General features: G+C 68.9%; 10 protein-coding genes. 5 read left to right on the top strand and 5 right to left on the bottom strand.

Features of this window, described 5'->3' with window-relative positions:
• A partial coding sequence (locus tag PMI01_RS25975) for a zinc-binding dehydrogenase (RefSeq protein WP_007663393.1) occupies positions 1-908 on the top strand: 908 nt, incomplete at its 5' end.
• Positions 909-977: 69 nt separating this feature from the next.
• Here the strand turns inward: PMI01_RS25975 and PMI01_RS04095 are convergent.
• From PMI01_RS04095 to PMI01_RS04110, 4 genes are all read right to left on the bottom strand, one after another.
• Complete coding sequence (locus tag PMI01_RS04095) at positions 978-2495, bottom strand: glycoside hydrolase family 32 protein (RefSeq protein WP_007663394.1); 1518 nt, start codon at positions 2493-2495, stop codon at positions 978-980.
• Positions 2495-3805 (bottom strand): sugar porter family MFS transporter, encoded by a 1311-nt coding sequence (locus PMI01_RS04100; protein ID WP_007663395.1) that lies wholly within the window; start codon positions 3803-3805, stop codon positions 2495-2497. The genes PMI01_RS04095 and PMI01_RS04100 overlap by 1 nt, the downstream gene beginning before the upstream one ends.
• A 60-nt stretch (positions 3806-3865) precedes the next feature.
• Positions 3866-4834, bottom strand: a complete 969-nt coding sequence (locus PMI01_RS04105; protein WP_007663396.1) for an ROK family protein — start codon at positions 4832-4834, stop codon at positions 3866-3868.
• A 382-nt stretch (positions 4835-5216) separates the two neighbouring features.
• The gene (locus tag PMI01_RS04110; RefSeq protein WP_007663397.1) at positions 5217-5630 is read right to left on the bottom strand and encodes a MerR family transcriptional regulator; all 414 of its coding nucleotides are present in this window, start codon (positions 5628-5630) and stop codon (positions 5217-5219) included.
• An 80-nt stretch (positions 5631-5710) separates the two neighbouring features.
• On the opposite strand from PMI01_RS04110, the gene PMI01_RS04115 reads away from it, so the two are divergent.
• Both PMI01_RS04115 and PMI01_RS04120 read left to right on the top strand, forming a co-directional pair.
• A complete protein-coding gene (locus PMI01_RS04115) occupies positions 5711-6115 on the top strand; it encodes a hypothetical protein (protein WP_007663398.1) in 405 nt (134 codons plus the stop codon).
• Complete coding sequence (locus tag PMI01_RS04120; RefSeq protein ID WP_007663399.1) at positions 6112-6336, top strand: GDCCVxC domain-containing (seleno)protein; 225 nt, start codon at positions 6112-6114, stop codon at positions 6334-6336. The genes PMI01_RS04115 and PMI01_RS04120 overlap by 4 nt, the downstream gene beginning before the upstream one ends.
• A gap of 76 nt (positions 6337-6412) precedes the next feature.
• On the opposite strand, the gene PMI01_RS04125 is transcribed toward PMI01_RS04120, so the two are convergent.
• Positions 6413-7546, bottom strand: coding sequence for an ROK family transcriptional regulator (locus PMI01_RS04125; protein WP_007663401.1), 1134 nt, complete (start codon positions 7544-7546; stop codon positions 6413-6415).
• Positions 7547-8055: 509 nt separating this feature from the next.
• Here PMI01_RS04125 and PMI01_RS04130 point away from each other — a divergent pair.
• Positions 8056-10848: a TonB-dependent receptor gene (locus tag PMI01_RS04130; RefSeq protein WP_007663403.1), complete on the top strand. Its 2793-nt coding sequence runs from the start codon at positions 8056-8058 to the stop codon at positions 10846-10848.
• A gap of 90 nt (positions 10849-10938) precedes the next feature.
• Positions 10939-12300, top strand: a complete 1362-nt coding sequence (locus PMI01_RS04135) for a beta-fructosidase, levanase/invertase (RefSeq protein WP_007663405.1) — start codon at positions 10939-10941, stop codon at positions 12298-12300.
• Positions 12301-12394 lie beyond the last annotated feature (94 nt).

The raw sequence follows: 12394 nt of genomic DNA on the forward strand, positions 1-12394 counted from the left end.
CCGGCCCGCCCCAGACTCTGGTGCGGATGGTCGTCGCCGGGATCCATCCGGGCGACTTCTTCTTTACCCAGGGCCTCTATCCCGAAGCCAAGCGGCCCCAGTTGCCGGGCCAGATCGTCGGCAACCACGGCGTGGGGCGCGTGGTCTCCGGCGGCGATCGCGCCGACCTGGCGCCAGGGACCCTGGTCGCCTTCAGCGCCGGACGTGTCTGGGCCGAGTACGCGGCGATCGACACGGCGGCGCTGATCCCGCTGCCGGACGACTATCCGATCGAGCGCGCCGCCCAGCTGATGCCGGCGATCACCGCGCGCGACTTGCTGACGGCCAGCGGAGTCCAGGCCGGCCAGTGGCTGGCGGTGACCGCGGGCCACTCGCTGGTCTCGAGCCTGTTGATCCAGATGGCGCGTCGACGCGGCGTGCGCGTGCTGGCGGTCGTCCGCCGACGGATCGTCGGCCGCGACCTGGAGGCGCTGGGCGCCGAAGCGGTGATCGCGCTCTCCGACCTCCAGGTTCCGCTGGCCGAGGCCGTGCGCGCCGCCACGGGCGGAGCCGGCCTGAACGGCGTGGCCGACGCCGTCGGCGGCGAGGTCCTGACCCAGTTGCTGGAGGCCCTGACCTTGCGCGGCCGGGCGGTGATCGTCGGCGCCTATGACCCCCAGCCCTTCAAGGCCTCGGCGCTGAAGATGCTGATGGACCTGCAGGAGATCGGTTCGTACGTCTATCGCTACTTCTTCGAGCCGCCGGCCGCCGGGGACGCCGACTATCTGAAAAGCGTCCTCGACGAGCTGGCCGACCCCGCCACCGCCGTGCCCATCGCGGGCCGGCACCGCCTGGAAGACTTCCGCCAGGCCCTCGAAGAGACCGCCGCTCGCCCCGAGGCCGGCAAGCGCGTGCTGGTGTTCGACTAACCCGCGTTCGAAAGAAGGCGCGCGCCGGTGCAGGCCGGCGCGCGCCAGTCGGGGACGGAAGGAAAGGCCTCAGGGCTTGTGCGGATCGGCGATCGTCCAGGCGTCGAGCGTGCGGATCGTCGCCGTCCCGCCCCGCGCCGTGGCCGACCAGGTCAGCTCGCCGCCGCCGCGGTAGAACCGGTCGGTGATCGTCTGCTGGCCGTCATTGACGTAGAGCTCGACGATCGACTGGTCGACGAACGCCCGCAGCCGCACCTTGCCCTTGGAGAGGTTGACCGGCGCGATGTGGCGCTCGGGGAAGGTTTCGGCGAAGGGCGGGCCCGAGCGAGTGCGGTCGATGAACACCTCGTTCGTCGCCGCCGTCACGCCGATCAGGGTCTGGTAGCCCTGGCCGTCGGTGATCGCCACCTGCACCTGCTCGCTGGTCCCGGTGTCGAGGTCCAGGATCAGTTCCACCGCCCCGCCCCTGACCGGCAGGGCGCGCGGCTCGGCGCCCAGCACGACGTCCTTGGCCGCCTGGTGGTCGCGACGCAGGGCCTCGACCTCGCGGACCGGGGCCTGGGCGATGCGATAGCCCTCCGGCGTCCTGCGCAGGGTGACCGTGCGCGGCAGGGTCATCAGGCCGCGCGAGGGATAGGTCGGGATCAGGTTGGCGTAGCGCCAGTTGTTGGCCCAGCCGATCCAGATGCGGCGCGGATCGCTCTTGGGAAGGTCGTTCCAGGACACGGCCGCGTAGAAGTCCGCGCCCCAGTCGGTCCATTGCGGCGCGGCGGTCCAGGTCGGATCAGGGGTGAAGCGCGCGCCGTCGAAGTCGCCGACGAAGTACTGACCGCCGGAGCCGCCGTTGACGGCGTTGTCGCCCAGATTGATGCCCAGCACCCAGCGCTTCTCGCCCGGCTTGCCGCCTTCGACCGGCAGTTCGAAGAGGTCGGGACATTCCCAGTTCTTGCCGCGCCCGCCGGCCGGGCCGAAGTCGCTGGCGTGGGTCCAGGTCTTCAGGTCGGGCGAGGTATAGATCGCCAGCCTGTTCTCGACCGCCATCACGGCCAGCATCACCCAGCGCCTGGTCGGCGCGTGCCAGAAGACCTTGGGGTCGCGGAACTCGGCCGAGCCGATGTCGAGCACCTTGCCGTGGACGGTCCAGGTCCGGCCCTTGTCGTTGCTGTAGGCGACGTACTGCGACTGGTTCGTCCCCTTCGGGTCATGGCCGGTATAGACCGCCACCATCGGCGGCCGCCCTCCCCGGCCAAGGCCGCTGGTGTTGTCCCAGTCGATCACCGCGCTGCCGGAAAACGCCATGACGTCCGTTTCCGGGATGGCCACGGGCAGTTCCTGCCAGGTGACCAGGTCCGGGCTGACCGCGTGACCCCAGTTCATGTGGCCCCAGCGGTCGCCATGTGGGTTGTACTGGTAGAACAGGTGATACTCGCCCTCGAAATAGACCATCCCGTTGGGGTCGTTCATCCAGTTGCGGGCCGGCGCGAAGTGGTAGCTGGGCCGGAACGCCTCGGCGCGGGCCGCCAGGGGCGCGGCCGACAGCGGCGCGGAGAGGGCCGCCAGGATCAGGAAAACAGCCGTGCGTCGCATCAGTGGACCCTCCGGAAATCCATGTCCTCGAGCGCGATGCCGTTGGTCTCGGGCATCACCTTCCAGACCCACAGGAACTGCAGCAGCATCATCGCGCCGAAGAAGGCGAACACCCATCCGCCGACATGGGCGGCGAAAACTGGGAACGCCCAGGTGATCGCCGCGGCCATCACCCAGTGGGTGGTGCTGCCCAGCGCCTGGCCCTTGCCGCGCACGGCGCTGGGGAAGACCTCGGAGATGAACACCCAGATGACCGCGCCCTGCGAGATGGCGAAGGCGGCGATGAAGCCCAGCAGCCCGGCCAGGACCAGGGTGCCGCTGGGATGGGCGCTCTCCAGCTGCAGGCCCACCAGGATCAGGGCGACGGCGGTGGCCGCCGACCCGAAGTAAAGCAGGGGTTTGCGGCCGTAGCGGTCGATCAGGAAAAAGGCCAGCAGGGTGAAGACCAGGTTGGTGCCGCCGACCGCGACCGACTGCAGCAGGGCGCTGTCGACGCCGGCCCCGCCCAGTTCGAAGATGCGCGGGGCGTAGTAGAGCAGCGCGTTGATGCCCGACAGCTGGTTGAACATGGCGATGGCGATGGCGCAGGTCACCGGCACCGAATAGGCCGACTGGAAGAGGCTGGGCTTGGCGGCCGCGACGTCGCGCTCGGCGGCGACGCGCATGTGCGCCACCTCGGCGTCGGGGTCGCGGAAGCCGAGGCGGGCCATCACGCCCCTCGCCTCGCCGTCACGTCCGTTGACGACCAGCCAGCGCGGGCTGTCGGGCAACAGGAAGGTGACCACCAGGAACAGGACCGACGGGACCGCGACGATGCCGAACATCCAGCGCCAGGCGGTGTCGGCCGGCGCCAGGCTGGAAATGACGTAGTTGGAGAGGAAGGCCAGCAGGATGCCCAGCACGATGTTGAGCTGGTTCAGCGCCACCAGCCGTCCGCGCACGTGGGTGGGCGCGACCTCGGCGATGTAGATCGGGGTGACCACCGAGGCCGCCCCGATCGCCAGCCCGCCCAGGAAGCGGAAGGCCACCAAAGCGTGCCAGTCGCCGGCCAGGCCGGTCCCCAGCGAGGAGACGACGTAGCAGACCGCCACGGCCAGCAGCATGGGCTTGCGCCCGAAGCGGTCCGAGGGCCAGCCGGCGACCAGCGAGCCGATCACCGTGCCGATCAGCGCCGAGGCGACCGTGAAGCCCAGCGCCCCCTCGCTCAGGGCGAAGCGCTCCTGCAGCGCCGAGGTCGTGCCGGAGATCACGGCGGTGTCGAAGCCGAAGAGCAGTCCGCCCAGGGCCGCGCCGGCGGCGCTGAGGATCATCGCCAGGGTGACTCCCGATCTTATGGGTGGCGGGGCCGCTGTCTGTGTCGTCGTCATGGGTCAGGAGACCTTCGCGAGGGTGGAGACGGAGTTCTGTTGCGCGCCGATCGCCCAGTGCATGGGCCATTGGCGGGTGATGGTGCGGTGGGCGATGGCCAGGGCGCCGGTCAGGCCCGCCGAGGCGCCGGCCGTGGGCTCGGCGACGTAGACGCTCATGTCGAGGCCCCGGACGCTGGCGTCGTAGTCGGCCAGCTTGTCGGTCAGGGTGCGGCGGACATGCGCGTACATGTTGGCCTGCTGCATGACCCCGCCGCCGATGATGATCCGGTCGGGTCGGACGATGTAGGTCAGGGTCGCGCAAAGGCCGGCGATGTAGTCGGCCTCGATGGCCCAGGCCGGATGATGGGCGGGAAGCTCTTCGGCCGGCACACCCCACCGGGCCAGCATGGCCGGTCCGCAGGCCAGGCCCTCCAGGCAGTCGCCGTGGAACGGGCAGATACCTTCGAAGGCCTGGTCGCCGACGGCGCGCGGCAGGCGGATATGGCCGGCCTCGGGATGGTTGGCGCCGCCGTGCGGCACGCCGCCGATCAGCAGGCCCACCCCGATGCCGGTGCCGATCGTCACGTAGCAGAAGGTGTCCAGCCCGCGGCCGCTGCCGAACAGCAGCTCGCCCACGGCCGCACAGTTGACGTCGGTGTCCAGCGCCATCGGGACGTCCAGCCGCCGCCGGAAGTGGCCGAGGAGGTCGATGTCGCTCCAACCCACCTTGGGCGTCGAGGTGATCGAACCGTAGTCGGCCGAGGTCTGGCGCAGGGACAGCGGGCCGAAGCTGCCGATCGACAGGGCCGACAGCGGGCCATGGGTCGCCGCCGCCTGGTCGAAGAAGGCGCTGGCCGCCCCCAGGGTCTCGTCGGGCGTGGTGGTGGGGATGCGCACCTGGTCGAGGATCACGCCATCCTCGTTGGCCACCCCGCACAGGAACTTCGTCCCGCCGGCCTCGACGCCGCCCAACAACATGCGATCTGACATGGTTTCAATACTCGTGGATGGAGGCTCACTGGCCGACTTGACGGGGCGCGGACGCGCGGCCGGGCAGGCGCCGTCGCGCGCCCGGACCAGGGAAGGCTAGAACCTGTGGGTGAGGCTGGCGAGGCGGTCGCGCTCGGCTTGCGCCGGAGGGGCCAACGCGCTCCCCGCGGCCAGGACGGCAGCCAGGGATACGGACGTGCGACAGCAAGCTCTGAAGGCCATTGTTTCCTCACGCGATGCGCCTTTCGAGACGCTATTCTTTCCGCCGGTCGGCGGCGTTATCCGACTAAATCTACTTAGGTGATTTAGTCAAGTCAACGGGGAGGAGAAGTTGGCGACGCAGTTTGATTTTGGGTCTTGAGGGAAACCCGCCTGGCAGCCGCTAACCTTCCCAGGGCTGGGCATAGAGCGTCTGGATCAGCGGACAGCCAGGGTCCTGGCCAGCGTCGCAGGCTCGTACCGAGTCAGCCAGAACCCGTTCCATCCGCTTTAGATCCTCGATCCGGGCGCGCACGTCCTTGAGGTGGGCGGCCGCAAGGTCACGCACCTCGGCGCAGGAGGCCTGCCCATCGCCCGCAAGCGCCAGCAGGGCGCGGACTTCATCCAGCGTAAATCCCAGCTCGCGCGCCCGGCGCACGAAGCCCAGCCGAGCGACATCTTGCGCCCCGTAGCTGCGGTAGCGGCCACGGCGCGGCGGCTCGGGTATCAGCCCGATCCGCTCGTAGTAGCGGATCGTCTCGATGTTGCAGCCCGTGCGCCGGGAGAGATCGCCGATCTGGATCGCCTGTTCGGCCATGGGGCGTCTTTCGATTAGGGCTTGAGTCTGTAGTGACTACAGACTGCATCCTAGTCGACGTCGAACCGGGAGACGATGGCATGACGACAAGCAGCGAGCCCCAGGCCCGACAAGACGGGAAGCCGACCGGGATCGTCCTCAGCTGGGCGGCGGTCGTCGCCGCGGCCGGAGCGGTGTTCGCCTGGGCCGCCTGTTGCGTCCTGCCCATGTCGCTGGCGCTGGCCGGCCTGGGATTGGGCGGCCTGAGCTGGATCGCGGGTCAGCGCGCCTGGATCACGCTCGGCGCGCTCGGCGTGATCGGCGCGGGTTGGGTGCTGACCTGGCGACGAGCGCGGATGTGCCGGACGGACGGCGCTTGCCCGGCGCCGTCGCGGCTCGGGATCGGCCTGCTTTGCACGGCCACCCTTCTCGTCCTCCTGGCCCTGGCCTGGCGCCCGATCATCGAACCCTGGGCCTTGGCCCTGATCCGGAGCGCACGCGGATGAGCAACGTGCAGATCGAGCCCCGCTCCACATTGACCTGTCCGCGATGCGGCCACCAGGCAACCGAGACCATGCCGACCGACGCCTGCCAGTATTTCTACGACTGCCAGGGCTGCGGCGCCGTCCTCAAGCCCAAGCCCGGCGATTGCTGCGTCTACTGCTCCTACGGAGACGTGGCCTGTCCGCCGATCCAGGAGGGGGGCGGCAAGGGGTGTTGCGGGTGACCTAGGGAGCCGACGCCGCGCATGCCAACTCCCAGACTCAAACTGCGTCACCACCGAGGAGAAAGCGGAAACCTGCCTAGTCGTCCGCGCCCTTCAGGAGCGAGCCGAGGTTGGGGGTGTAGCTGGCGTAGAGCGGCAGGAGCCCGGCCCCCATGGCCGGGGCGACTTCGCCGATCCGGCCCCGAAGCAGGCTGGGCGTGAAGAAATCCCGCGGCGCGCTGGCGGCGATCTTCCCTTCGACCAGCTGACCCAGCGTCTCCAGGGCGGCCTCGTCCAGGGCGCCGCTGAGCACCACCGCGTCGAGGTCCAGCAGGCTGTTGGCGCCGACGGTGACGAAGGCGATGGCTTCGGCGCAATCCTCGAGCCAGGCCTGGCGGATCGCGGCGTCGTCGCCGGACCCCAGGCGGGCTTCCAGGCTGTAGAGCGACGCCCTGTGGAGCAGGAAGTCCCGGCCTCCCGGCGTCGGAACCGGCATCGAGGCCAGGGCCGCGGCGTTGCCATGGCGGCCCTGGTGGATCTGGCCGCCCAGCACCAGGCCGCCGCCGACGAAGGTGCCGATGTGGAAATAGAGGTAGTTCTCGACCCCCAGGCCGACGCCGCACAGGAGCTCGGCCAGCGCCGCGGCGTTGCCGTCGTTCTCGAAGAACACCGGACAGTCCAGCCCGGACCGGAAGGCCGCCTCGACATCGGCCCGCCCCCAGTCCTTGGCCTGGTCGGCCGAAACCCCGATCTCGTCACGCCATTCGCCGATGAACCACGGCATGGCGATGCCGACTCCCAGGAACGCCTCGCGCCGCTCCGGCGCCAGGGCGGCCAGCTGAACCCGGGCGAACTGCGCGATCTCGGCGATCACCGCTTCCGGCTGGGGGAACGCCACGTCGTGGGTCTGGGTGGCCAGGACCACGCCGTCGAAGTTCAGCAACACGCAGGTCAGCCGGTTGCGCCCGATCTCGACGCCGATGGTGAAGCCGTTGTCGCCGTTGATCTTGTAGATCGTTGAGGGCTGGCCCATCCCGCCCGTGCGTCGCCCGGCCACGACCAGCAGACCGTCGGCCTCCAGGCCTTCGACGATGCGGACGGCCGCCTGGGGCGACAGTCCGGTGATCTTGGCCAGGTCGGCCTTGGAGGCGCCGTCGAGCCGGCGGATCGTCGAGAGGACGAGGCGCTCGTTATAGCGGCGAACGCCGTTGGAATTGCTGCCGCGCGCCATTCGACGGAAACCCTCTGGGCCGGTGGGGCCGGCATGATAGCCGCGCGGCTTCGAGTCGCTAGCCGGTCAATCCTATCGCCCATCGACGGGCCCCACACCCCCTCCCCCATTCGACCAAGCCTCGGGCCGGCCCGCCCTCGACGCGACTAAATCACATCACTTGACGTTACTAAATCACCTTAATAGATTTAGTCCGACTGGAGGCGCTCCGGTCCTGCAAGCGTGAACACACGCTGCGACGCGAGGGGGAAACATGAGGCAGCCATTTGGGATCGTTGTTCCGATGTCGCTCGGGCGGCCGGTGAACGCCAACGCCGCGCGGGCGGACCGTCCGCCCCGACCTCAAGTAAGGTCAAAAGATTTTCCGGCGCCTTCGACCTCGGCTTCTGCGTTCGCGAGCCAAAATCGAAGCTTCCAAGAGTTCTGACCGCTCCATTTCGCGGAGCCAGATCCAAGACAATTCCAAGAACAAGGCATTTGAAATGCCGAAACCATCAGGGAGATATCTCATGTCCAGGAAAACACTGCTTCTGTTCTGCTCGGCCGCTCTCGTTCCCCTGCTCGCCGTCTCGCCAGCGATCGCGCGGCAGACCGGCGGCGCCGTGGATCCGGCCGACGCCGCAACCGTCGAAGAGGTCGTCGTCACGGGCTTCCGCGCCGCGCTCGGCTCAGCCCAGGACATCAAGCGCACGTCGGAATCCATTGTCGACGCCGTGGTCTCCGAGGACATCGGCAAGCTGCCCGACAACAACGCCGCCGAGGCCATCTCGCGCGTGCCCGGCGTCCAGGTGCTGCGCTACAACGACGAGGCGGGCCAGATCCTGGTCCGCGGCCTTCCGGACGTCGCCACCACCTTCAACGGCCGCGAATTCTTCACCGCCGACGACCGGGTGCTTCACCTGCAGGACTTTCCCGCCGGCGTGGCGGCGGGCCTGGAGGTCTACAAGTCCGGGACCTCCGACCTGATCGAGCCCGGCCTCGCCGGCCTGGTCAACCTGCGCTCGCGCCGGCCGTTCGACGTCAAGGACGTCGAGATCGCCGGCGAAGTGCGCGCCTCCTACAATGACCAGTCGAAAAAGTTCGACCCAGCCGGCAACCTGCTGGCCACCAAGCGCTGGGACACCGCGATCGGCGAGATCGGCGCGCTGATCAACGTCAGCTACGTCCGCACCATCTATCGCAACGCCGACCGCTACGCCGACTCCGCCATCGTCAGCCCGGCCGGCTTCTCGGCGGGCGACCCGGCCGACGACCTGACCGTCACCACGCCGGGGGTCGGGCAGTTCCGCTTCCCCGCCACGATCGGCAATTTCTACGAGTCGGGGACCCGCCACCGGCCGGCGGTCAACGGCACCCTGCAATGGCGCCCGACGCCCAACCTCGAGCTCTACGCCGAGGGCCTGTGGCAGGCCTATCGCGGCAAGGTCATGCACGAGGGCTTCAACGTCAATCTGGTGCGGCCAGGCCCCAATGGCGTCACCCCGACGCTCAGCAATGTGGCGCTGGTCCCCGGCGAGGCGGACAAGGCCGCCAGCCTGACCCGGAACGGCGGCTATACCCCGGAATTCTTCCGCTCCACCCAGAACGACCAGACCGACACCTACCAGGGCGCCCTCGGCTTCAAGTGGACGGCCGGTCGGGCGACCCTCTCCGGCGACTTCGCCTACACCAACAGCCGCTACACCGCCTCCGAATACAGTCTCGACGCCCAGTTCGCGAGCGCCCCCACGGTCAATGTCGACTTCGACGTCAAGGGCTCGGCGGTCTTCGACCTCGCCGGCTATGACAGCAACAATCCGGCCAACTATGTCTGGCGCGGCTATTACGAGCGCGACTTCGTCACCAAGGGCGACGGCTACCAGGGGCGCGTGGACCTCGCCTACGACACCGAGATCACCTGGCTGCCCAAGCTGCAGGTCGGACTGCGCGCGACGGACCGCACGTCGGAGGTGAGGAGCGGCAATCGCTACGCCTACACCGCCGGGCTGGGCCTGCCGCTGACCAGCCTGCCGACCGGTTCGCTCGAGCTGGTGACCGACGGCTATCGCGGCGATCCCCAGCGCTTCCAGAACTGGCTCATGCCCAGCCGCCAGTCGATCCGCGACAACGCCGGCGCGCTGCGGGCCCTGTCCCGGGCCGCCCTGCCCCAGCTGATCGCGGCCAATCCCGGCGACCTGGGCCTTCGCGACGCCCTGACGCGCTTCAGCACCGACGCCATCCCGGTGGATCCGCTGGCCGGCTTCTCGGCCAAGGAGGCCAGCTACGCCGGCTATGTCCAGGGCGCCTACGACCTGCGGTTCGGGGACATCGACGTGGACGGCACGGTGGGCGTGCGCATCGTCAACACGGACGGGACCTATTCGGGCTTCTCGCGCGTGGTCGATCCCAGTGGCGTGGCCACCATCGTGCCGACCAGCGCCAGCCAGGACTACACCGACGTCCTGCCCTCGTTCCAGTCGCGCATCCGCTTCTCGCCGGAATGGCAGATGCGCCTGGCCTATACCCAGACCCGCACCCGCCCGGGGTTCGGCCAGCTCAACCCGTCGCTGAACATCACCCAGAACAGCACCAGCGGCGGCTCGACCTCGATCTACAACGCCTTCGGCAGCGGCGGTAACCCCGACCTCAAGCCGCTGACGTCGAACAATTACGACGCGACCCTGGAATACTACTTCTCGAAGACCGGCTCGGCGTCGGTCGCGGTCTTCTACCGAGACCTCGACGGCTTCATCAGCAACTACACGCGCGACGTCACCGACCCGGTCTACGGCCTGATCCAGATCAACCGTCCGGAGAACGCCGGGGCCGGCAGGATCAAGGGGGCCGAAGCCTCGGCGCAGACGTTCTTCGACTTCCTGCCCGGCTGGCTGTCGGGCTTCGGGGCCCAGGCCAACGTCACCTATCTCGACGGCACGAACGCGCTGCCGAGCGTCCTGGGCGAAGGGGCGCGATCGGTGCGGATCACCGGCCTGTCGAAATGGACCTACAACCTCACCGGCTTCTACGAACGCGACAAGATTTCCGCCCGGCTGTCGTACAATCACCGCTCCGATTTCATCACCAGCTACAATCGCGGCGTCAGCGACACGCAATATGCCGGCGAGATCACGCGCGGCGTCTCGCGCCTGGATTTCTCGGTGGCCTACGAGCCGGTCAAGGACATCTCCATCGTCGCCAATGTCAGCAACATCCTGGCCAAGCCGTTCAACAACTATCGCTACTACAATGAGACGCAGTTCTTCCCCAGGGATCTGCGGATCGAGGGCCGGTACATGAGCCTGGGCGTGCGCTTCAAGATGTAGCCCTGGGACCGACAGGGATGGGACCCGCGCCCGTCCCTGTCGGTCGACAGCGCCTCCCCCCAAGCCAACGCCCCACCGTGGAGACAGCGCATGCTCAGCCACCTCGTGAGCCTGGCCCTGCTGGCCGCCTCGCCGACGATCGCCGGCCCGGCGCCCGTCTATTTCGCCGGCGAGACCGCGGGCGTCGGCGACCCCAACCCCTATTACGAAAACGGCGTCTATTCGGTCTTCTACCTGAAGAACGAGGGCCGACATCCCTGGTGGGTGACCCAGAGCGCGGACCTGTCGGCCTGGTCCAGGCCGCTTGAAGTGGTGCCCGTCGGCCAGCCCGACGCCCCCGACGACTGGACCGGCAGCGGCAGCGTCATCGCCGATCCGGCGGGCGGCTATCGCCTCTACTATACCGGTCACGACCCCGAAGGCCGGCCCAAGGAGGTCGTCATGGGGGCCCGGGCTCCCAGCCTCGCCGGTCCCTGGCGAAAGACCCCCGAAACCACCTTCGCCGGCCCGCCCGACTACGATCCGTCGGACTTCCGCGACCCCTTTGTTCTCTGGAACGCCGAGGCGAAAGCCTACTGGATGCTGCTGGCCACCCGGCATGAGAGCAAGGCGGCCATCGGCCTCTACACCTCGCCGGACCTGGCGCGGTGGACCGCAGCCCCGCCGCTCTATGCGGAAGCTTCGCCCCTCAACCTCGAAGTGCCCGACCTCTTCCCCGAGGGCGGCGACTGGTTCCTGCTCTATTCCGACCAGCGCCAGGCGCGCCAGGTCCGCTACCTGACCGCCACCCACGGCGCGGGCGGCTATGCCTATGGCCCCTACGACGCGCTCGATGGGCGTGGCTTCTATGCGGGCAAGTCGGCCGGAACGGGCGAGAGCCGCCTGCTCTTCGGCTGGGTGGCGCACAAGAGCCAGCGCCAGGACGCCATGGACTTCGTCTGGGGCGGCGACCTGGTCGCCCACGCCGTGCGGCGCACGGGCCCCGGGACGCTGGCCGTCAGCCTGCCCGGCGACATCGCACGCCAGTTCGACACCGAGCGCGCGACGCTCTCACCCACGGCCCTGGAGATCGGCGCCGCCGACCGGGCCCTGCGGGTCAGGGCCGACCTGCGCGTGAAGCCGGGCCAGCGCCTTGGCGTCGCCTTCAACGAGACGGCCTCCGGCCGCGCCAGCACGATCGTGCTCGACACCGCCAAGGGCGAGGCCGCCTTTCTCTACGACGGCGACCCCGCGCACGCGCCGCGCGTCGCCTTCCCGCCCGACGCGGACGGCCGCTACACGTTCGACCTGGTGGTCGATCCCCGGCTGGGCCTGGGCGTCATCTACATCAACGATTTTCGCGCCTTGAGCTTCCGCTACTACCGGGTCGGCGAGACCACGCTGTCGCTCTTCGCCGACGGCGGCTTCGCCGCGCTCACCGGTTCGGTGAAGGTGCGCGGCGAAGCCCGCTAGCTAGCAGGCGATCCGGTCGGCCGGGTCGACCCCGCTGTCGCCCCGATGCCGATACTGCTCCAGGGAGGCGATCTTCATCTCGATCGAGAAGCCG

The organism is Caulobacter sp. AP07 (assembly GCF_000281955.1).
Classification (GTDB): domain Bacteria; phylum Pseudomonadota; class Alphaproteobacteria; order Caulobacterales; family Caulobacteraceae; genus Caulobacter.